The organism is Paenibacillus provencensis, assembly GCF_042678545.1.
Lineage (GTDB): Bacteria > Bacillota > Bacilli > Paenibacillales > Paenibacillaceae > Paenibacillus > Paenibacillus provencensis.
Map to the genome: position 1 here is coordinate 142,237 of NZ_JBHTKX010000002.1, position 23,073 is coordinate 165,309.

Consider the following 23,073-nt stretch of genomic DNA (forward strand, 5'->3'; position numbering starts at 1 on the left):
GAAAGGTATACCCTTCCGTTTATTTATACCCATGTGCAGTAAAAAATTAACAAAGCAGCCGAATCTATTTCATAATAACGTTAGATTCATCCAATGAATTAATTTCATATGACATTACCATATAATGTGCCACCGACAGCACCAAACAATGCAGATTTGCTTAATCTCTGGATTGCTTTGTAACTTTAATACACAAAAGCTAAAATAGGATAAAAAAGTCCATGTCATCTCAATCCGTCTATTGTCATTATCAATAATACGGTTTAAAAGGCATGAAACTGGGTTCTCAGACAGGGCCCGTAAGCTTCTGAAATCAACAAAGGTGGAGGTATGCTGATGAATCGCAGAAGACTTGCCATCATGAGATTATTGAATTCTCGCAAGAAATATACGGCCCGAGAGCTCGCGCAGCGGTTTGAGGTCTCTATCCGTACAATACAGCGGGATCTGACTGCTCTGCAGGAGTTAGGGATGCCTGTGTATACCGAGGTCGGAGCCCATGGCGGATATCAGGTCTTGCAAAATGGTATTTTACCACCTCTTCAGCTTCGTTTACAGGAAGCATATGGAATCTACCTGATGATGGAATGGTTGGAAAAGATTCAGGACATGCCTTACGGCAGTATTAGAGAGGCACTGTCTGAATATTATGCGCATGACCTTCCCTCTGAAGTTCAGGATAGAATTGACCGTACAAAAGAGCATATCATGTTCATCCCGTCCGTCAAGGCGAGGCCAGCTCCATATACGACGGAGGTGCTGAATGCAGCAATAGATAGAAGGAAGCTGAAGTTTACTTATGCCGGAAGAACAGGCATGAAGCAACACGAGGTATTCCCGTTAGGACTGTACTACGATCATGGCTTCTGGTATATGCCGGCACAGAAGGACGATGGGAAGACGCTGCTGTTCAGGTTGGATCGGATGGATGCGGCCGAGATGCTGGAGGAGAGAGGTGGAGCGGTTCCTTCCTTGAAGGAGTGGTTTCATCGAAAAGAACGGCCTCAAGGGCATGCTGCGGTTATTGTCTTTACGGATATCGGACAGAGGCTGGCTGAGAATGATCCCATATTCGCGGACTTGAAAGAAGGGGTATGGAGAGGGGAAATCCCGGAATCAGAGCTGGCCTATACTGCGCGGCGATTGCTGTCCTATGGTCCCGAGGTGAAGGTGCTTGAGCCTGATCCGCTTAAAGAACAAGTCCGATTACTACTAATACAGAGCTTGAAGCAATATGAAGAATAGCCGCTATACCAGCGGCTATTCTTCATAATTATATTGACGAATCTGAAGATTAATTGTTCCAATGCAGAGAGGTTATATCATCATATCAAGTCCATCTCAGCAGCTTCTCGGCTGTTCTGACAAACACCTGAACTCCATACCCGAGCGCGTCATCGTCTATATTAAAGCGGGCATGGTGATGAGGATAGATAATGCCCTGCTCTTCATTACGGGAGCCCACTCTGAAGAATACACCAGGGGCTTCTTGCTGATAAGCTGAGAAGTCTTCCCCGCCCATCGCAGGTCGGATCATAGAGATACGCTCTGGACCGAACAGCTCTTCGGCAGCCGTCTGCACGACTTGAGTCACCTCTGTTTCATTCACGACGGGATGGTAGCCGTACTCATAGTCGAGTTCATACTCGGCATTATGGGCTTCCGTTATTCCGCGCAATATTCGATGCATCAGCTCCGGAACCTCACGACGCACTTCAGGAGTGAAGCTGCGAACCGTTCCAGCAAGTTCAGCAGAGCCGGGAATCACGTTATATGCGGTGCCGCTAATAAATTTGGTGACAGAGACGACCAGATGATCGATCGGGTCTATGTTACGTGATGCGATATGCTGTAGATTGGAAACGACCTGTGCTCCGACAGCAATAGGATCTACCGTCATATGAGGATAGGCTGCATGCCCGCCTTTGCCGGTGATGATGAGACGGAACGTATCGGGTGAAGCCATGGCCGGGCCATAAATAATGCCAATCTGACCGGTAGGGAGACTCGCATCCAAATGGCTGCCAACGACATAATCAACACCTTCCATCACGCCGGCCTTGACCATCTCCTGTGCTCCGCCCGGCAGCAGCTCCTCCGCATGCTGGAACAGAAACCGGATTTCGCCATGGAGGGAATCCTTACGCTCCGCGAGGATCTTCGCAACTCCGAGCAGCATGGCGGTATGACCGTCATGTCCGCACGCGTGCATTACACCTTCATGAATCGAAGCAAAGGGGATGTCATTCTCCTCCGTAATCGGCAGGGCGTCCATATCGGCGCGAAGTGCCAGTACTTTGCCCGGGAAAGGCCCAATCAGCCTTGCCATCACGCTTGTAGGCGTTGGTCTGCTCAGTTCAAGACCCGAAAATTGGCTGAGTGTATCAAATATGAATTGTGAGGTTGCGAATTCTTCAAAAGAGAGCTCCGGGTGCTGGTGCAAATGTCTTCTCCATGTAATAATTTGCTCCTTCAGCTCTCCAGGGAGAGCACTGGACATACTGTGTGATACCGCATCAGTGGACATAGAAGATCCTCCTCCATTTATCAAACGATATCTATATTACATTCGCGCTCTCTTGCTGCACACCTTCTTCACTTTAGATGTTAGGTAGAGGGCACCTCAGAAGTTACCGCTGATAAATGGATCGAGTAGATTTTTTTGGGGCGACCCCGCAGTTTCTCCTGCTTCTTGTTAGAGAGCGACGCAACGCCTTTCTCCACAAGCTTACTTAATATACGGTTTGCGCTCCGCACGGTGATGCCTAAATGATAGGCCATATCCTCCGAAGTGAGCTCATTCGTGTCCGTCTTGGCCAGTACTCCCCAAATCTTCTGCAGCTGAAGAGGGGAAATGCCTGTAGAACGGCTGATATCCTCAATGTAAGGAGCAAGCTCACTTGAATAGGATAAATGGCTCCCCGACCCGAGCGGACCGATGACGTGCCCATTTGCCTGAAGGACGAACGTCCCTTGGATGAGGCTCTCTGCAGACTGCTCGCTGGCAATCATCGCGTTTTTTCTTGCTCGGTACATCGTATCTCCGGTACCCCATCCCAGATTAACCCGAAAAGGCAGGTTATCTTCAAGGAAGGACATGAGCCGGCAGTTTGTAAAATTATCGGTGATCATCTGCAGGTCTTTGAGCGAGCTGATACACTCAAGTCCGTTACCTGTTTTTTGAATGACGAGCGGAATTTTGGCTTCGATGGTAAACTCCAGAACGCTTTTGTGCAGCAGCATAAGCTGCAGCTCCCGCTGCTCTTGCGGAGTATCCTCGGGCGAGGGATTGGTGAAGCTCAGGTGACCTATAACAATTTGATTATCTGCAAGCTGAATCATCTCAATCTCGGTAATGATCTGCTTAATCTGCTGGGAAATGGATTTCTCAGAGGGCACAAGGTAGATGTGGGGAATCCCGTTCTCCCGCAGAATCGGAACGATATTACCGAACCGGGTAATGCTGAAGTCGATCTGTCCTTCATGCCATAAGTTAAGGTGCCTTGCGGCAATTTCCTTGTAGACATGCTGGTGAGAAATCTCTTTCTCCAGCTGCATGTAAGGAACGGTGATTGGAAAGTCCGTATCGGATACCACATGACGAAGACCCAGGTAATCATTTTCCTCCCATACAAAATCAATCAGCACCCGTGAGAACTGCAGATCAGGCTGACTCAGGCTGATTTGGAACAGGCATTTATATAGATCAGTTTCACTGATTTCATAGCAAAAGGTGGGGATGGTGAAGCCGCCCCATTTGCCTTCCAGGTACATATAAGCAAGCTCCGTAAGCACGATACCGTCAGATAGAGCACCAACCTTAGGATACAGCTCAAGCAGCTCTGACAGCTTGCCGTAGGTATGAAGATGGAGCTCGCAGGTGCCATTCTGCTCCAGGCGGTACTTCATATTCTGCATCTGTGAAAGAAAGGGCTCGGCGATAATGACGCCTAAACGAATCAATAGTGACAAACCTCCTCGTCCATGACTTGACTAGCCTATATTATACGCTTCTATGGAAAGCATTCACAATGATACGGATGGCTTACTGGCTTCAAAGAAAAGATAGCTTGATATAAAAAAACAGGCATGAATCATATGGCGATTCATGCCTGCTGTTTGTCCCGGATGCTTACATTCTCGAACGCGAAAGTAAGTATAAGAAATAGGGAGCCCCGATAATGGCGACCATGATCCCTGCATGGATTTCTGAAGGCTGGAGGATGGAGCGTCCAAGTGTATCGGCCACCAGCAGGAGCAGCGCTCCGCCGAGTGCCGAGGCTGGGAGCAGCATGTTATGGCTTGGACCAACCAGCCTGCGGGCCAGATGAGGGGCAATCAGCCCGACAAAGCCGATGCCTCCGGTAAAGGCTACACAGGATGCAGCAAGCCCTACAGCGATCAGGATAAGAAACAGCCTTTCCTTGTTCAGTCCGACACCAAGAGACATCGCCACATGCTCATCCATCGACAGGGCATCCATCATTCTGGAGCGAATGAAGGCAATGATAATGAGCATGAGCACCCAAGGGACAAGGACAATGACCTGATTCCATGTCGAGCCCCAGATGCTTCCTGCAAGCCAGCTGGCGATGATGTCATACTTCTCTGGATTCAGCCTGAGCATCAGCACAATCATGAGCCCGTTCACGGCTGCGGTAATGGCAATACCGTTAAGCACCATACGGTTGGGATTGAGGCCGTCTTTTTTGCTGTATGAGAGGGCATAGATGATCGCCGCTATCATGAGTCCTCCGATGAGCGCAAGGATGGGAAGAAGAAAGGCAGGCGCATCTGAGTTGCTTGAATAGAACGATACATAGATCACGACAACGAAGCCTGCACCTGTGGTAATGCCGAGTATACCGGGATCAGCCAGAGCATTGCGGGATACCCCCTGCAATATACATCCGGAAACGGCAAGACCTGCGCCGACCAGCATCGAAATAATAATCCGCGGCATACGGAATTCAAATAGGATGAGATTCTGTTTGGCCGTGCCGTTTCCCAGCAGCGTATTTAGAACCTCAACCGGAGTCAGTTTGGAAAATCCGGTATTTATACTGATTAGCGTAAATACGATTATGAGCAGAGAGAAGCTGCTGAGTACGATCCATTGCTTCGTCCTTTTCTTATTCTTACTAGATTGAATTTGCTGTCTAAGTGATTCCTTGACCATTTATAGTCCCCTCCCTGTTTTGCGTGCGATGTATAAGAAGAAGGGAACGCCGACGAGAGCGAATAAAGCACTGATTGGTGTTTCGTGAGGAGGATTAATAGTTCGTGCGCCGATATCCGCGAGGAGCATGAGCAGTCCGCCCAAGACAGCCGAGCACGGGATGATATAGCGATAATCTACCCCTACGATATAACGTACCATATGAGGCACGACCAGACCGACAAAGCCGATCGGACCGGCAACGGATACGGAAGCTCCCGCGAGAATAAGCACAATAATCCCGCCGAATAGCTTGACGAGGCCTGTTTTTTGACCAAGACCGGAGGCAATGTCGTCTCCTAGACTGATCAGTGTGATGGATTTGGAGATCAGCATTGCACCGATGAGCGCCCCGACAATCCAGGGAAGTACCCCGATGAGCTGGGACATCTTGATGCCTGCTACACCGCCCGCAACCCAGTAAGCGAGATCCTGGCTTAATCTGAAGTGAATCGCAATTCCTTGGCTGAGTGCCGTTAATAATGAGGTTATCGCAGCACCCGCCAGCACGAGACGTACAGGTGTAATCTTGGCCTTGCCCAGATAGCTTGTCCCATAGATCAGACCGGTCGCCATAGCCGCTCCAACAAAGGAGAAAAGGATGGTTCCTCCATACGACATGCTGGGGAAGAAAGCGAGCGACAGAGCAATCATAAACGTAGCACCGGCATTGATGCCAAGAAGACCAGCGTCTGCGAGCGGATTGCGCGTCATTCCCTGCATGACCGCTCCCGATACAGCGAAGGCGGCGCCGATAAGCACATCTGCCAAGGACCTGGGAATGCGAAGCTCATGAATAATATTATGCTGAGTAGAATCAGGATCAAACTTAATGATCGCATCAACAACAGTCTGCAGATGAATATCGGCTGCTCCAACAGCAATAGATACCCCAATGAATAGAATGATGGCTGCCAGGCCGAGGACAATGGTGAGCAATGCTCTGACAGGGCGCGCTTGAATTTTAGGTTTATTCGGAGGTTCAGTGGTTTTTTTGTACACGTTATATACTCCTATGTTATCATCAATAATGAGTATCATTATCAATTAAAGATCTTAAGTTCACTCTATATAGTTATATAGGAAAAAATAATCGAGTTCCATGGACTATTGTAACTATAGCACACCCCGCACTTTTTATGAAAACCTACATATAGTATATAGAATACGTGGCAATAAGGAGGGCTTGCAATGCCTGTTGTATCAACAATGAATGTATTAAATCAAGTGGTACAAGGTGTCCGGCCTTATAGCCAAGCACTCATTAAGATCATTAACAACGACGATTCAGCAGGAACCTGCTACCTGACGGGAGCGGTGAACAGTACGGGAATCCAGGGATTATTTGCAGAAGATCTGTTCCTCATCAACCCGGGCGAAATTGTAAATAGGACGTACCAAGTGCCCTACGATTTCTTTCAATTTGATGTTACATGCTCACTGCAGGGGATAGAAGTAGCCATATACGGAATTAGTCCGGACAGCTTCTACAGTCCGCTTTCTTTGCGGGAGCTTAATATAAGCCGAATTACATCGGAGATTCGCTCTGATTTCTCGGTAGCGGATGCGTATTTCCCGGCAATCAGCTTTCAGCGCATACCTTCCTTTGCCTTGCCTGAAGGAGTCGCTGCTGCCGTGTATCCACAGAGCTTTGATATTCTGTCCAAGCAGCCCGTCCGCTACATGCTGGTCGAGGGAGGAACGATGGACGGGTCCTTTGTCAATTTCCCTACATCGACAACGAGTATACCGACGAACGATACCGTGCTTCAAGTGAACACAACAGCCACGACAATTACCGGCGGAAGAGTGCTGACACAGGGAACCTCGGCAGGCTTGTCGGGTGCGTATGCGAATACGACGGTTTATTTTCCGGCTCAGGATCTCGCATATGCGCTGAATTCGGGTATCATTCTTACTTTGGTTGTCAGCTCGTTGACGGGCAGTGATGATTTGGTCGTTACTTTTCGAATGCAAGAGGAATGGTAGAGAAGGGCGTATACTTTTATCCGTGAGAGGTTCATACCGATTTCATTTTGCGGACATCCGATGGGGGGATGTTCTTTATTTTTTTAAAGATCCTCCCAAAGTAAGTTAAATTTGAGAAGCCGACCGCTTCTGCAATTTCACTGACCCGATAGTCGGTCGTAAGCAGCAGCAACTCGGCTTCCTGGATACGCAGCGTATGCACGTATTCCTTCAGGGTCTTTCCAGTCATTTTTTTGAACACGCTGCAAAAATAGTTCGGACTCAGGTTTACCTGCCTGGCGGCCTCCGTTACGGATATATCATCACGATAATGCTCGCGCAGCAGCTCTAGTAAACTAGATAGATTATGGGTATCCCGCTGGTGGAACATTCGGATCTGTGATCCTTCCTGCTGGGCATGGCGGAAATACCGTCCAAAAATATGGAGAAGCTCACTCTTGACGATAAGCTCATAGCCAGGCTGTTTATTCTCAAACTCCTCAATAAGTCTCAAGAAGGACAAGCTGATGGGCTGCATGCAGCTCTCCTGATTTCTTACAATTCTAGGCCACTGATGCTTCAGATGCAGATAAGGAAGAAAGTAGTGATGCTCGGTGATGTCCAGACCATTCCCTCTCACGAGTGCCTCATTAAACACAATACATACAAGCTGGGTGTCTGGTTCAAGCTGTTCAGCTCTATGGAGCTGTTTGGAATGAACAAAGGCCAGATCCCCTTGCTCCAAAATATCGAAATCACCGTCGATCTGCAGCCGTACTCTTCCTTTCTTTACGTACACCCATTCCAAATGATCATGCCAGTGCAAATAAATGTCATTCACAAAAAATACATTGATCGGAAACGTTCGATCGGGTATCCAAGTATTTTCCTTATGCGGATTTGTCGTCATCGGATAGGCCTCCTAATTTAGAGAGTTACCAGAGGGTGCGGAGCATTCAACCATTTCTCTCAATATAGGTAGCAAAAATACCTATGTCAACGTTCTCATGAAGTAAAATTGCGTAAGATTGTGCGAATATATCGTTAATTAGGATATAGCAGAGGCAAGGCTCCATTAAGTACCATAGTACTCAGTTGAAATCCTACTTTAATGGAGGTTACTCTAATGCATCATATTCGAATTGGAACATTGGTTAACGGAGGGGATGCAGTACGTGTACTGCCTCAAATTATCCCTCACGGGTTTGAATCCTTTTCGCTCACTTTCTGGCAGACAACTGCCGGGACCGATGTAAAGGAGCTTGCCAAAGAGGTGCGGGAATTGCTAGATGCACATAATATTCCAGTTACGAGCTTATCCATATTTGGTAATCCGCTCACTGGAGAAGGAAAGAATGCGGATACACTGGCTAGTTGGAAGCGGCTGATCGAGCATGCCTCCGACTTTGGCACAGATCTTGTTACTGGATTTACCGGTCGTATGCCCGGCGCAATTGATGAATCCATACCGCGGTATGTAGAGGTGTTTGGTGAGCTGGCCCGTTTTGCTGAGAGCAAGGGAGTTCGCCTAGCCTTTGAGAACTGCAGCATGGATGGAGATTGGAAGAGTGGAGACTGGAACATTGCCCATCATCCGGCAGCATGGGAGCTTATGTTTAACGCTCTGCCGATGGAGAACATCGGACTGCAATGGGAGCCCTGTCACCAGATGGTCGGCCTGATTGACCCAATTCCGCAGCTTAGAAAATGGGTAAGCAAAGTGTTTAATGTACACGGCAAGGATGCTACCATTGCCTGGGATGTCATTAAGGAGCATGGAATTCATGGTCCGGAGCCTTATGTATGGCATCGCACGCCAGGCTTTGGCGATACCAACTGGACCGATGTCATCATGATCTTAAGACAGGCAGGCTACACAGGCAGTATTGATATTGAAGGATGGCATGATCCGGTATACCGGGGAGAGCTGGAGATGACCGGTCAGGTTCATGCACTCCGGTATTTGAAGCAATGCCGCGGGGGAGACTTCGTGACGAATCCGGTATAGAGGGAGGGAGAGTCTTATGTCCAAGCACAAAATCATCGTTGCGGGATGCGGCGGGATGTCCAATACTTGGCTTGATTATGCTGCAGAAAGAGAGGATGCGGAGATTGTTGGGCTGGTTGATCTATATGAAGACAGTGCAAAGAAAATGGCGGAGCGAAGGAATTTGCAGGTGCCGACTTTTACCGAGCTGTCAGCCGCTCTTCAAGCGACCGATGCCAATCTGGTGTTCGACTGCACCATTCCTGCCAGTCATAAGGAGATCGTTACCCGCGCGCTGAAAGCAGGCTGTGATGTGTTCGGCGAGAAGCCGATGGCGGAGAGCTTTGAAGATGCAAAGGAGATCGTAAGCGTTAGCAACGAGACGGGAAAACGGTACTCCGTCATGCAAAACCGCCGGTATTTAAAACAAATCAGGACGCTTCGCGATTTCGTGCACAGCGGTAAAATCGGCCAGCTGGGTTCCATACATGCCGACTTCTTCCTTGGACCGAGGTTTGGCGGATTCCGCGATTTGATGAATAGTCCGCTGATCGTTGATATGGCGATCCATACCTTTGATCAGGCCCGTTTTATTACAGGAGCAAAGCCGGTGTCAGTATATTGCCATGAATATAATCCGGAGGGATCGTGGTACCAGGGAAATGCATCTGCTATTTGCATATTTGAAATGAGCGACGGTTCGGTATTCAGCTATCGCGGCTCCTGGTCGGCCATCGGACTGAATACATCCTGGGAAGCTGATTGGCGGGTGATCGGAAGCCAAGGATCTGCTCGCTGGGACGGGATTCGGATGCCGGTCGGTGAGTATATGAAAGACGAGGGCGGTACGGGCTTTTTCCATGATGTAGAGCATATCGATCTCGAAGGAAGCTGGACCGGACGTGAGGGTCACGCTGGCTGTCTCGACGAAATGTTCTTGGCACTTTCGGAGGGAAGGCCGGCTGAAACAGATTGCACCGACAACATTTACAGCATGGCCATGGTATTTGGTGCGGTCGAAAGTGCAAACACGGGAAATAAAGTTTATCTATAGGGATCTGGCTTAGATTGATTTAAACTGTTTTTTACTGCGAAAGGGCTTGTCTGGGCGTTGTTATCTTCCGAATTGCATGCTAATCTTGGAGTAACTTGAATTGGAACGGAGGGTTATGTGTGCTGATTGCTTATATCCGCTTGAGAAATGCTCGGTGCTAAGATGAAGCGGGATAAGTATGTCCACATGTAGATAACTCCTAATGAAAGTGTATGCCGCAGGAATGAGACATGGATTCGGGTTAGCTTTGCCCCGCATCTAGAGCTTATATGTGGTGTGCTCATGAATGCAATCTATCCCATCATCGAACACAGGCAGCAGGTTGTCTGTGTTTTTTTATTTTCATAACTCAGGAGGGAATGTAAATGACAAATGGATACGGAGAGCAGCAGCACGAGGGAGTGGCTAAGGAGCTGCTGAGTCTTGCTCGTCAGCATGGATTACAGTTTGCTTCAGACGAAGCTAAGGTAACAGAGTCTGGGATGGACTTTCAAGTAGCGATGGCAATGGATACGTCGAATGTAGACTGGGTGATTCGCAAGCCAAGAAGGTCAGATGTACTAGAGCGTGCGGTGAATGAGAAGAAGGTGCTTGATTATATCAATGGCAGACTGCCCGTGAATGTTCCGGAATGGCAAGTATTCTCTGACGAGCTCATCGCTTATCCAAGGCTTGATGGCATCCCTATGGCTGACGTATCGACAGCGGGTTATGATTGGAATATAAATCATGAGGAATTAAAGGACGAATTTGTGCGATCTTTGGCAGAGGCGCTTGCAGCCCTGCATGCGATAGACGGGACTCAGGCAGCGGCAGCGGGACTACGTGTGAAGACACCGGAGGAAGTAAGAAGCCATTATGCCTCCCAGGCACAGGAAGTGAAGGAGAAGATCGGGGTGAAGGAGGAGCTGTGGGACCGATGGCAGGCCTGGCTCTCCGATAAGACGTATTGGCCTGATACATGCGGACTGATCCACGGAGATCTTCATCCGCCTCATATTCTGCTGGATGGTGAACAGCGGGTTACCGGACTGATTGATTGGACAGAGTCTGAGGTGGCTGATCCAGCTACGGACTTTACAATCTACTATGCAATTTTTGGCGAGGACGAACTTCAGCGAATGTTAACTAATTATGCAGCAGCTGGAGGTAAGGTATGGCCGAGAATGAAGGAGCATATTGTGGAGCGTTACGCGGCCTACCCGGTTCTAATGGGACAATTTGCTCTACTATCAGGAGATGAAGGGATTATGACGATGGCGCGAGGTGCACTCGGCTTGGATTAAAGACCTTTTGACAAAGATTCCTGAGACACTTCAACACCGCAAGTCTTCCGAAATGGAGACTTTGCGGTGTTTTTTTACGTAGATGAAAACACTGATTTTTGTGTAAAAAACACTGTTTTTTAAATGTTAAATCACCAGACGGAGCGCTAATATGAAAGGGATTATATTCCATTCTCAAAGGAGGCCGCGTTTAAGTGAACGGGAAGAGCAAGCACCGAATCGGTAAACGGCGTTTTTTTATTATTTTTCTAGTCATGATGATGGTGCTGTCCACGATGATTACACCGGGTGAATGGGGGGGTCAATACGTGCAGGCCCAGGAAAGGAATGAAGATGCCTCAAATACAGCGCCGGAAGGAACGGAGCAAGGCGAGGAATTGCCAAATGGGGAAGTGCCTGAGGTAGAAGTACCAAGCGAGGAAGCACCGGGTGAAGAGACAGGGGGGGAAGAAGGAACTAACGAAGCAGGGCAGGAAGAAAGTGAGACAGAGGAGGGCTCATCGCAAGAGGAGGGCATTAATGAGGAAGGAGCTCCAGCTGAGGAGCCGAATGGATCAGAACCATCTAATTTGCAAACGCTTACGGAAGGGTTGTACCGTTTTGATTTTGGGAATGGAGCAGGAGCAGAAGGTTATACCCAGGTTGCTGAGCCGATTGCCTACACATCAGAAGCGGGATACGGATTTAATGATCCTTCGCAAGTCACGATGACAGACCGGGACGGAGACGATGCAGTCAGATCCGATTATGCCCTCATTCAGGACGGCGGCCAGTTCCAAGTCGATTTACCAAATGGGGATTATACAGTATCGCTCATAGCGGGTGACGCTGCAGAAGTGTCTGAGATTGCTATGGCTGTAGAGAGCATGCAAAAAGTACAGCTGACACCAAAAGGGGCTGGAGCGTTCCTTGAGATGAACTTTGACATTGCTTTGGTTGACGGTCAGCTAAATTTTGGATTCAGCGGGTCAAGCGCCAAGCTGAATGCTCTGGTAATTACGAAGCTGCCAGACCGCACAGCAAGCGAGTATCCATTGGTTTATATCGCGGGTGATTCTACAGTGCAGACCTACGATCCTTACTGGAAGCCGGAGGCGGGTTGGGGACAGATGCTGCCACGGTATCTAAGTGAAGAGATCACAGTTAAGAATCACGCGATCGGGGGGCGAAGCACCAAGAACTTTATTGCGCAGGGGCGGCTTGATGAGATTCTACGGGTTATTCGTCCATCCGACGTGCTGCTGATTCAGTTCGGTCATAATGATGCGACAATTTCAATTCCGGACCGTTATGCTTCGCCTGAGGATTATAAGGTGTATCTCAAGACGTATATCGACGGAGCAAGGCAGCGCGGAGCAGAACCGATTCTGGTGACTCCGGTAGGACGCAGGGACTTTAATTCGGATACGGGCAAGTTTAATGTAAGCTTCCCGGAATACGTACAAGCCATGAAGGAAGTGTCTGAGGAGCAGAACACCCTGCTCATTGATCTCAGTGCGCTGAGTGTCGCCTATTATGACTCCATTGGGCCTGATGAGGCCAAGTCCGTGTTCTTGCATGTGGAGCCGGGTGTATACGAAGCCTTTCCAAATGGTGCGGAGGACAATACGCATTTTCAGGAGTACGGTGCAATTCAATTGGCAAGAATGGTTGCCGAAGCGATTCAGGAATTGAATATTCCTATTTCTGCATTTGTACAGGAGCAAGCTCCACCGGAATCTGTGCCAGGGCAGCCGACAGGGCTTGCTGCCGGGAATATTAGCAACAGCGGTGCGATGCTGAAGTGGAACGAGGTTCAAGGCGCCGATATTTACCGGATCTATGTGAAGGGAGCGGAGGAGGCAGAAACGGCTTATAAGCTGGCCGGAACCGCCACGATACCCAGCTATAATATAAACGGCCTCCAGGAAGGGGCGGCTTATACGGTAAGAGTTACTGCGGTGAACAGCAGAGGAGCTTCCGTGCCGTCGGAGGAGCTTGCGATCGGAACCAAATCAGCAGCACTCCGATATGACTTCGGACCTGTAGGTTCGCCTGTTGCGGAAGGATATACCGAGGTCAATCAGAAGGTGTTGTATACCGCTGAAACAGGGTACGGTCTCAAGCTGCTTGAAGGTGCATTTGCAGATCGGGATCGCGGAGGTGCGACCGATGCGCTGCGCCGGGACTTCATCATTAACTTTGGCGGTCGATACGAATTCAAGGTGGATCTGCCGAACGGAACATACGCGGTTAAGACGTATACAGGCGACTGGATTGGTTCGGCAAGAACCAATATAAATATTGAAGGCAAAGATTACGGGACAGCCAGCTCGGGTAAGGAGACGATTGCGGAGAAGGTTCACAGCCCGATTACCGTGTCGGACGGACAGCTGAATGTGCTGATATCGGGACAAACCGCTCATCTGAACGGTATTGAGATAACGCCGCTGCTGCTCGGGCCAACAGGATTGCAGCTGGAGAAGACGGACCTGGAGAGCGAGCCTCCATCAGCACATCTTAGCTGGCAGCGTTTAGAAGAAGCCGCGCTCTATCGCTTGTATCGTCAGGCGGAAGGAGAAGAGAAGTCCTCATTTATCGCTGAAACGAGTGAACGCTCCTATATCGATCAGGGTATTGATATCGGAATGAATTATGTGTACACCGTCACGGCAGTCGATGGAGCAGGTCTGGAATCGGTACCCTCGGCGGAGCTGGCGGTATCGATGATAGATCCTGGTGTAGAGCAGGCTGGCACTCCTCAAAATCTCCGTGTGGATGCGATTCATAAGAACGAGGTTTCACTGTCATGGAGCGCCCTGCCGGCAGCAAAATACTACAATGTATACCGCTCGAAATCAGAGGATGGGGAATATGCCCTGATTGGACAAACCAAGGATCCCTTATATACGGATAAGGATATTCTTAGCACAATACCTTACTACTACAAGGTTGCCTCTGTGAACGCAGGCGGCATCTCCGAGCCGTCCGATGTGCTCTCCACTCCTGCTGTGACGACACTGTATCGCCAGATGGAGAAGCTCGATCGTGCACCGGTAGCGGTGCAGACGGAGGAAGGTGTGCTTGTCAGCTGGAGGATGCTCGGACTTGATCCTGACTCTATTGCTTTCAACGTTTACAGGGACGGTGTACTCATTACGAGTAATCCGCTGGCAGATCGCACGAACCTGCTGGATCCTGAGGGTAAGGTGGATTCCGTATACAGAATCGAACCCGTGCTGAACGGAGTAAAGCAGGAGAGCATTGAGACGGCTGAGGTATGGCAGAATGGATACAAGAGCATTCCACTGGATAAGCCGCAGGATGCCTATACAAAAGACGGTCAGCCTTATTCCTACTATGCCGGAGATGCAAGTGTAGGTGATCTAGATGGAGATGGACAGTACGAGATTGTCATGCTGTGGTCACCAACAAACGGCAAGGATAATTCTCAGGCAGGTTACACGGGCGAGGTGTTGATGGACGCCTACAAGCTGGATGGGACCAAGCTGTGGAGAATTCAGATGGGGCCTAACATTCGGGCAGGAGCGCATTATACACAATTTCTTGTCTATGACCTGGATGGCGATGGAAGAGCAGAGATTACGATGAAGACAGCCGATGGTACAAGGGATGGAGCTGGACAAGTGATTGGTGACGGCTCGCTGGATCACCGGAACAGTTCTGGGTATGTGCTTCTCGGTAATGAGTACCTGACGGTGTTCGAAGGGTTGACAGGAAAAGTAATCAACACCGTACCGTATGATCCGCCGAGAGGCGACGTCAATTCATGGGGGGACGGATATGGTAACCGGGTAGACCGCTTCCTGGCTACTGTTGCGTATTTGGATGGAGAACATCCAAGTGTTGTCTTTTCTAGAGGATATTATACGAGAACGGTGCTGGCAGCTTATGATTTCGCGGGTGGTGAGCTTGTAAAGCGCTGGCGCTTCGATACGAATGATGAAGGCCTCGGCAGCTATGCTGGGCAAGGTAACCATAACTTGTCGGTCGGTGATGTAGATAATGACGGCAAGGACGAGATCCTGTTCGGCGCAATAGCGATCGACGATGACGGAACACCGCTGCACAATACCGGACTCGGGCATGGCGATGCAATGCATTTCGGCGACTTGAATCCAAATCGTGAAGGCCTTGAAATCTTCAGTGTGCATGAGAATGCAGGCGCAGCCTACGGTATGGAGGTTCGGGACGCACAGACAGGTGAAATTCTGTGGGGCATTCCAATGGGAAGGGACGTCGGCCGAGGGATGTCCGCCGATATTGACCCGAATTATCCGGGTGAAGAGGTGTGGGCTGCCACAATTACGAATGAGCAGCATATTCCGCTCAGCCCGCTCTACAGTATTACAGGCGAGCAGATATCAAGTGAAATTCCTTCCTCCACGAACTATGGAATTTGGTGGGACGGAGATTTGCTGAGAGAGCTTCAGGATGATATTCGTATCGACAAATGGGATTACGAGAATCAGACGACGGTGAATCTGCTGACGGCAGAAGGAGCAGCGTCGAACAATTCGACCAAGGCAAACCCGAGCCTCCAAGCAGACCTGTATGGAGATTGGCGGGAAGAAGTCATCTGGCGCTCCAGTGACAGCTCTGAGCTGCGTATTTATACGACAACGGATGAAAGTGAGCACCGGATTCGCACGCTCATGCATGATCCAATCTATCGACTTGGTGTTGCTTGGCAGAATGTCTCTTACAATCAGCCGCCTCATACCGGATTCTATCTGGGGGCAGGGATGGAAGAGCCCGCCGCTCCGAACATCCGTTATGCAGGAGCGGAGGAAGAAGGACTTGCCAAGGGTAAACCGGGAATTCCAGTACTGTCAGATAATAACGGACATGACCATGGACTTCTGGACGGAGAGTACACCATTACGATGAATATGTGGTGGGGGGATAACGGAACCCGTTATAAGCTATACGAGAACGGGAAGCTCATCTATACCGAGCTTCTATCCGATCACACCCCTGGGGCTCAGAGTATCCAAGTACCGTTATCCGGAAGAGGGAATGGAACTTACACGTATACCGCAGAGCTGGCTAACCAGCATGGGGTAACGAAATCAGCGCCGCACACGGTAACTGTCAGAGATGCCGCACCTGGCAAGCCGAGCATTTCTAGTGACAATTGGGATGGAGACGGCAGCTACGCCATTACGATGAACATGTGGTGGGGCGTTAACGGGACAACCTACCGTCTCTATGAAAATGGAGAATTGATAGATACGCAGGAGCTTGCTGCCCATACACCGAATGCACAAACGGCATTCACCGAAATATCAGATCAGGCGGCAGGAACCTACGAGTATTACATTGAGCTGGTAAACGAGCATGGCAGCACAAGAAGTGAAGCAATCCGCGTAGAAGTGAAGTAACAATGAAATAAAAATGAACAAACCATGAGAAAATGATGATCATTTTCTCATGGTTTTTTTGTTGGTGATGAATCCGTTTGACGGTATCCTGCTTAGGGTACTTATTTAGAAGTTTAGAGCTTTGGATTTGCGTAAATTTCGAGGACATCTTTTTTGACGATTAGATAATCAAGAGGAGGACGACCAGGATGAGTAACGAAGAAAAGCGCATGAATGAAAACGCCAAGCAGGAGCAGCTGGATTCTTTTCGCGTAAGTAATGACGGAAAGAAGCTGACCACCAATCAGGGACTGAAGGTATCTGAAGATGAACATTCCTTGAAAGCAGGAGTCCGCGGTCCGACCCTGATGGAGGATTTTCATTTCCGTGAGAAGATGACGCATTTTGACCATGAGCGTATTCCGGAGCGGATTGTGCATGCCCGCGGATTTGGCGCACATGGTTACTTTCAGGTGTATGAGCCTTTGACCTCCTTTACCAAAGCCAAATTTTTGCAGGATCCTTCTGTAAAGACGCCTGTATTTGTCCGTTTTTCCACAGTGGCTGGCTCCCGAGGCTCATCTGATACGGTGCGCGACGTCAGGGGCTTCTCGACGAAATTTTATACAGAGGAAGGCAACTATGATCTCGTAGGAAATAACATACCGGTATTCTTTATTCAGGATGCAATGAAATTTCCTGATTTTGTGCACGCCGTCAAGCCTGAGCCGCACAATGAGGTGCCGCAGGCTTCTTCTGCACATGATACTTTCTGGGACTTTATCGCTAACAATCATGAATCAGCGCATATGATGATGTGGGCGATGTCTGACCGAGCATTGCCGCGGAGCTATCGCATGATGGAAGGGTTCGGTGTACATACTTTCCGTCTGGTGAATGAGGAAGGGGTCGGCCACTTCGTCAAATTCCACTGGAAGCCGGTACTTGGCGTTCACTCCTTGGTCTGGGATGAGAATCAGAAGGTAGCGGGTAAAGATCCGGACTTCCATCGCAGAGATTTGTGGAATGCGATTGAGACCGGCAATTATCCGGAATACGAGCTTGGACTTCAGATTATTAAGGAAGAGGACGAGTTTTCATTTGACTTTGATATTTTGGATCCGACTAAAATTTGGCCAGAGGAGATCGTCCCTGTGCGCAGAGTCGGCAAAATGACGCTTAATCGCAACACAGACAATTTCTTTGCGGAGACGGAGCAAATTGCCTTCCATCCGGGCCATGTTGTGCCAGGGATTGATTTCAGCAATGATCCCCTTCTTCAAGGGCGCCTCTTCTCCTATACCGATACGCAAATCTCAAGGCTCGGCGGCCCGAACTTTCCGGAAATTCCAATCAACCGTCCGGTTGCACCAGTGCATAACAACCAGCGTGATGGCATGCATCGCATGACCATCAACCAAGGTCCGGTGAGTTACCATAAGAACAGCATTGCGGGTAACACTCCTTCGCCTGCTTCCCCGCAGGAGGGTGGATACCAGCATTATGCGGAGAAAGTGGAAGGGCACAAGATCAAGGCAAGAAGCAGCAGCTTCGAAGATTTTTACAGCCAGGCTCTGCTCTTCTGGAACAGTATGTCAGAGCCGGAGAAAAAACATCTCATCAGCGCATTCCAGTTTGAGCTTGGGAAGGTGCAGCGGATGGAAGTGCGTCAGCAGGTGATTCATCTGCTGATGAACATTGCTCCCGAGCTGGCTTCTGCCGTAGCTCCTAAAATTGGTGCCCAGCTGCCAGAGTCTGCCGAGAATCCAGCCAAACCGCCGATGATTCCATCTTCACCAGCTATAAGTATGGCGAATACGATTCATTCCGCGAAGACTCGTAAAGTGGCTGTACTGGCCGGAGACGGTTTCGACCAGCATGTGATCACCTTGATTAATGCTCTGACCGAAGCAGGCGCTATGGCCGAAGTGGTCAGCGATCATCTTGGCCCCGTTTCGGGACAAGGAGGGGTGAGCATTGAAGCAATGCATACCTTCCTCACGAGCGATTCGCTTCTATTTGATGCGATCTATGTTGCAGGCGGTGAACAAAGTGTACAGGCTATTTCAGCCGATCCTAATGCGGCGGAGTTTATTAAGGAAGCATACAGGCACTACAAGCCAATCGGTGCGGTAAATGAAGGTGTTTCCTTCCTTGTGAAAGGTCTGGGTATGGCATCTGATTCTGCTGCTGCCTCAGCTCCGGGAATCGTAACGGCTGCAAGTGGAGAAGAGCTGGGAAGCTTCGCTGAGAAATTCCTGAATGCTGTAGCAGCGCATCGATTCTGGGATCGAGTGGTTTAATGCATTGAATATATAAGGAAAATTACGATAAATAAGATTACAAGACAAGCAGAAGCAGCTGATCGTCGGCAGCGGTGAGATCTGCTTGTCTTGTTTGTTTTTGTAGTATTCAGCAACTCAGGGTACTATTCAATTGATTCACATAGATGAAATAATCGGTCTTTTGTTCGAATACAATAATCATGTTACAATAGCCTCAATTTCATAACTTATCAAAAGTGTGGACTTGAAACTATATAGACAAATAAAACCATTTTGATCTATACATACTCTTGATTAAAGCAGCCAATGGTATTATGAAATTGATTCAATAGCAAAAAGTTTTTAACGGCTATGTGCTGTAATAAGTGGTAAAGGTGTGTCAATTTTTGAATTTAAACAGTATTACTGAATTTGTAGAAGGTATTAATTGGATTCGCTTAGCATTAGCCATATTGTTCCTTCTGGTCTTCACCATATTTAACAAATGGACATCAGCTCGTTTGTTTCGTTTGCTGAAGCGCGTATTCGGCCAGAAGTGGGATAACCTGTATCTCACGCTCCGTAATCCCATACGTGCCCTCATGATTTTGATTGGTATTTATGGTGCGGTTCTGTTTTACTTTGCTGGAGGCGGTCAGTGGCCTTTGTTCTCTCATCTCATCCGTACGGGCTTTATCGCTATTATCGGTTGGGGGCTGTATAATCTGTCCGGTCGATCTTCTCGTTTCTTTACTGGACTCAGCACCAAGTGGGGCGTAGAAGAGTCGGATATGATCATTCCCTTCTTGTCCAAAGTACTTCGGTTCTTGGTCATTGCACTGACACTGACAATTATCGCAGCAGAGTGGGGTTACAGTATTAATGGTCTAGTCGCAGGACTAGGACTCGGAAGCCTTGCCGTCGCGCTGGCGGCTCAGGATACACTCAGCAATCTGATTGCAGGGGTCATTATCGTTACGGAGAAGCCCTTCTCCAAGGGTGACTGGATAAGTACAGATGTGGTAGAAGGTACGGTAGAGGACATCTCGTTCAGAAGCTCGAAGATTCGTACTTTTGCGGATTCTGTTGTCATCATCCCGAACAATATTCTTGCCAAGGCGGCGATTACGAACTGGAGCCGGATGGGTAAGAGACGGATCACGTTTGATCTGGGTGTAGCAATTGATACAGATCAGAAGAAGCTTGCTGCAGCCGTTGAACGACTTCGTGAGTATATTGAGAATCACCAGGAAGTCGACAAGGATATGATTATGGTACGTGTCAAAGGGATGACAAATGATCAGATTACAATCTTCTTCTACTTCTTCACGTACACAACCATCTGGGTGGAGCATATGCGGGTGCTGGAATCGATTAATTTTGAAATTTTAAACATTTTGGAAGAGGAAGGCATCAAGCTGGCTATGCCGGCACAGCGCTTGTTCGTAGAGAAAAACATGAACCTAGAGATGGATACAGATGCCGAGAACGAACGTCTCTATGCACGCAGTAAGATGTACGAATAAGCCGAATGTTATATGTAATTCTACAGTATGACAAAAATGGAGCGGTCCTGTTCTGTCTTTAGGTGACAGAATGGGCCGCTCTTTGTGTTAAACTGCTAAGCTAATGAGCAGATAGAGGCGAATCTTTAGCGCTGTTCAAACCGCTCGATGATCCCAATGATCACCTGCGTTGCTTTGACCATATGATCTACTGATACATATTCGTAACGTCCATGGTAATTCTCGCCGCCGGTAAAGATATTCGGTGTCGGTAGTCCCATATAGGAGAGCTGCGAACCGTCGGTGCCTCCACGAATCGGAACAATATGAGGCTGAATGTCGAGACTCTTCATTGCTTCGCCTGCAATATCGACAATGAATTTGACGGGTTCAATCTTCTCACGCATGTTGTAATATTGGTCGCGCAGTGTAAGATGGACGCGGTCCTCACCGTATTTAGCCTGAAGCTCTCCGGCGATACGTTCCATGTTTGCTTTTCTGGCCTCAAAGCTGGCACGGTCAAAGTCACGGATGATAAAGCTGAGCGTTGTCTCCTCCACGTCTCCTTGTACAGCGTTCAGATGATAAAAACCATCGTAGCCGTCCGTATGCTCGGGCGCTTCCTCTACAGGGAGCAGGCTGTTAAATTCCATAGCGATTTTGGCGGAGTTAACCATTTTATTCTTGGCAGTGCCGGGATGAACGTTTTTGCCCTTGAAGACGATCTTGGCCGCCGCCGCATTAAAGCTCTCGTATTCCAGCTCTCCAAGTGGTCCACCGTCAACAGTATAGGCATATTTCGCGCCAAAAGCTTTGACATCAAAAAGGTGAGGTCCACGTCCAATCTCTTCATCTGGCGTGAATGCGACGCGGATCTTGCCGTGCTTAATTTCCGGATGGTTCAGGAGATAGTCCATGGCGGTGATAATTTCGGCAATGCCGGCTTTGTTATCTGCACCGAGCAGGGTTGTCCCGTCCGTTGTAATCAAGGTGTGTCCTTTATAGTTCGCAAGCTCCGGAAAATCTTTGGGTGACAAAATGATATTCTGCTCTTGGTTCAGCACGATATCGTTACCATCGTAGGATTCGATGAGCTGAGGATTTACGTTCTTGCCTGTGAAGTCGGTTGCCGTGTCCAGATGGGCTAAAAAGCCAATGACAGGAACTTCCTTGTCCGTATTAGCAGGCAGGGTTGCCATGACATACCCGTTGTCATCCATCGTGACTTCTTGCATACCGATATCCTGAAGTTCCTCCACAAGCCTGCGGCCTAGTTCAAGCTGGCCCGGCGTAGACGGACAGGTCTCGCTGTTCTCATCCGACTGTGTATCCATACGTACATAACCGGTAATGCGCCGAATCAGATCTTCCTTCATATGTTCCTCATCTCCTTATTATGGCGGGATGAATTATCCCTTGTTCAATATTCCCATTTTATCATGAACGAACAAGGATTCATAAACGAACAACTGATGTGAGATAGATTTAATCATCTAAAAAAGGAAACCTTTAGGTTTCGCTTTACATGAAACCTAAAGGTGTCATATAATCGTGAGAGAAATTGAACACACTTATAAACTACAAATAAGATTTTCGAAGGAGAAGAGAATAGATGACACAAACATTGCCGGATATTCAGAAGACGATCGTCATTGATGCGCCCATCGAGAAAGTATGGAGTACAGTGGCTACCGCTGAAGGTATTGCCGCCTGGTTTATGCCAAATGACTTTGAGCCGGTGCTTGGGCATGAATTTCACCTGCAGGCAGGTCCATTTGGAAATTCGCTGTGCAAAGTGACCGAGCTCGATCCGCCTCATCGGCTCTGCTTCAAATGGGATAAGGATTGGATCATTACGTTCGAGCTTGCAGAGAAGGATGGACGGACGGAGTTTACACTTACACATGGTGGCTGGAGTATAGAAGAGAAGACTTCCTTCGGCGAAGATCACAGCGTTGTACGCGACCGGATGTCGGGCGGCTGGACTGGAATCCTCAGCAAACTAGCAGCGCAGTTTGGAGCGTAGCATTCATGTCAGCTGCACCTAAGCATGATGTCTTTCAAGCTATCGCAGATCCTACCCGCCGGGATTTGCTTCAATTGCTAAGCCATGGGGAAATGCCGGTTGGTGCCATCAGCGAGCGTTTCCCCATAAGCCGAACGGCCGTATCCAAGCACCTGCGCGTGCTGTCTGATGCGGGACTGGTGAAGGACCGTAAAGTGGGACGCGAGACCAGGTATCGACTCGATACCGAGCCGCTGACAGAGCTTAAGCGCTGGCTGTCTTACTATGAACGGTTCTGGGACAACAAGCTCATGCTGCTGAAGCGAATTGCTGAAGAGAGTGAGAGCGATGGAAATTCCGCAGAATGAAAAAGAACGGAGAAGCGACAGCCGGTTGCCGTTTCGGTCGTTTCCTTACATGCAT

General features: G+C 48.8%; 16 protein-coding genes. 10 read left to right on the forward strand and 6 right to left on the reverse strand.

What is annotated here, in order from left to right:
• Nucleotides 1–336: 336 nt before the first annotated feature.
• On the forward strand, nucleotides 337–1,245 hold the full coding sequence (locus ACFQ3J_RS16840; RefSeq protein WP_251583058.1) for a helix-turn-helix transcriptional regulator: 909 nt from the start codon (nucleotides 337–339) through the stop codon (nucleotides 1,243–1,245).
• 85 nt (nucleotides 1,246–1,330) lie between these two features.
• Here ACFQ3J_RS16840 and ACFQ3J_RS16845 read toward each other — a convergent pair whose 3' ends face one another.
• The 4 genes from ACFQ3J_RS16845 to ACFQ3J_RS16860 form a co-directional block, all read right to left on the reverse strand.
• On the reverse strand, nucleotides 1,331–2,527 hold the full coding sequence (locus ACFQ3J_RS16845) for a M20 family metallopeptidase (protein WP_285850149.1): 1,197 nt from the start codon (nucleotides 2,525–2,527) through the stop codon (nucleotides 1,331–1,333).
• Between the two features lie 80 nt (nucleotides 2,528–2,607).
• Nucleotides 2,608–3,963, reverse strand: a complete 1,356-nt coding sequence (locus tag ACFQ3J_RS16850; protein ID WP_251583057.1) for a helix-turn-helix domain-containing protein — start codon at nucleotides 3,961–3,963, stop codon at nucleotides 2,608–2,610.
• A 169-nt stretch (nucleotides 3,964–4,132) separates the two neighbouring features.
• Nucleotides 4,133–5,179, reverse strand: coding sequence for a FecCD family ABC transporter permease (locus ACFQ3J_RS16855; RefSeq protein ID WP_091160036.1), 1,047 nt, complete (start codon nucleotides 5,177–5,179; stop codon nucleotides 4,133–4,135).
• Nucleotides 5,180–6,220: a FecCD family ABC transporter permease gene (locus ACFQ3J_RS16860; RefSeq protein ID WP_251583056.1), complete on the reverse strand. Its 1,041-nt coding sequence runs from the start codon at nucleotides 6,218–6,220 to the stop codon at nucleotides 5,180–5,182.
• Between the two features lie 189 nt (nucleotides 6,221–6,409).
• On the opposite strand from ACFQ3J_RS16860, the gene ACFQ3J_RS16865 reads away from it, so the two are divergent.
• The gene (locus tag ACFQ3J_RS16865) at nucleotides 6,410–7,207 is read left to right on the forward strand and encodes a hypothetical protein (protein WP_251583055.1); all 798 of its coding nucleotides are present in this window, start codon (nucleotides 6,410–6,412) and stop codon (nucleotides 7,205–7,207) included.
• A 31-nt stretch (nucleotides 7,208–7,238) separates the two neighbouring features.
• Here the strand turns inward: ACFQ3J_RS16865 and ACFQ3J_RS16870 are convergent, their stop codons facing one another.
• Complete coding sequence (locus ACFQ3J_RS16870) at nucleotides 7,239–8,096, reverse strand: helix-turn-helix domain-containing protein (protein WP_251583054.1); 858 nt, start codon at nucleotides 8,094–8,096, stop codon at nucleotides 7,239–7,241.
• Nucleotides 8,097–8,312: 216 nt separating this feature from the next.
• Here ACFQ3J_RS16870 and ACFQ3J_RS16875 point away from each other — a divergent pair, with 216 nt between their 5' ends.
• The 6 genes from ACFQ3J_RS16875 (at nucleotide 8,313) to ACFQ3J_RS16900 (ending at nucleotide 20,666) form a co-directional block, all read left to right on the forward strand.
• On the forward strand, nucleotides 8,313–9,194 hold the full coding sequence (locus ACFQ3J_RS16875) for a sugar phosphate isomerase/epimerase family protein (RefSeq protein WP_251583053.1): 882 nt from the start codon (nucleotides 8,313–8,315) through the stop codon (nucleotides 9,192–9,194).
• 16 nt (nucleotides 9,195–9,210) lie between these two features.
• Complete coding sequence (locus ACFQ3J_RS16880) at nucleotides 9,211–10,227, forward strand: Gfo/Idh/MocA family protein (RefSeq protein WP_091160044.1); 1,017 nt, start codon at nucleotides 9,211–9,213, stop codon at nucleotides 10,225–10,227.
• 365 nt (nucleotides 10,228–10,592) lie between these two features.
• Nucleotides 10,593–11,513, forward strand: a complete 921-nt coding sequence (locus tag ACFQ3J_RS16885) for a macrolide 2'-phosphotransferase (protein ID WP_251583052.1) — start codon at nucleotides 10,593–10,595, stop codon at nucleotides 11,511–11,513.
• 194 nt (nucleotides 11,514–11,707) lie between these two features.
• Entirely contained in the window at nucleotides 11,708–16,897 is a 5,190-nt protein-coding gene (locus ACFQ3J_RS16890; RefSeq protein WP_311286835.1) for a rhamnogalacturonan lyase family protein, read from the forward strand.
• Nucleotides 16,898–17,085: 188 nt separating this feature from the next.
• Nucleotides 17,086–19,179 (forward strand): catalase, encoded by a 2,094-nt coding sequence (locus tag ACFQ3J_RS16895; protein WP_251583051.1) that lies wholly within the window; start codon nucleotides 17,086–17,088, stop codon nucleotides 19,177–19,179.
• A 368-nt stretch (nucleotides 19,180–19,547) separates the two neighbouring features.
• Nucleotides 19,548–20,666 carry a mechanosensitive ion channel family protein gene (locus ACFQ3J_RS16900; RefSeq protein WP_091160049.1) on the forward strand — a complete coding sequence of 373 codons (1,119 nt, stop codon included), beginning with the start codon at nucleotides 19,548–19,550 and terminating at the stop codon, nucleotides 20,664–20,666.
• A gap of 125 nt (nucleotides 20,667–20,791) precedes the next feature.
• Here ACFQ3J_RS16900 and pepT read toward each other — a convergent pair whose 3' ends face one another.
• Nucleotides 20,792–22,021: a peptidase T gene (gene pepT / locus ACFQ3J_RS16905; protein ID WP_251583050.1), complete on the reverse strand. Its 1,230-nt coding sequence runs from the start codon at nucleotides 22,019–22,021 to the stop codon at nucleotides 20,792–20,794.
• A gap of 236 nt (nucleotides 22,022–22,257) precedes the next feature.
• On the opposite strand from pepT, the gene ACFQ3J_RS16910 reads away from it, so the two are divergent.
• Together ACFQ3J_RS16910 and ACFQ3J_RS16915 are read left to right on the forward strand one after the other, a co-directional pair.
• Entirely contained in the window at nucleotides 22,258–22,671 is a 414-nt protein-coding gene (locus ACFQ3J_RS16910) for an SRPBCC family protein (protein ID WP_251583049.1), read from the forward strand.
• 5 nt (nucleotides 22,672–22,676) lie between these two features.
• Nucleotides 22,677–23,018 carry an ArsR/SmtB family transcription factor gene (locus ACFQ3J_RS16915; RefSeq protein ID WP_251583048.1) on the forward strand — a complete coding sequence of 114 codons (342 nt, stop codon included), beginning with the start codon at nucleotides 22,677–22,679 and terminating at the stop codon, nucleotides 23,016–23,018.
• Nucleotides 23,019–23,073 lie beyond the last annotated feature (55 nt).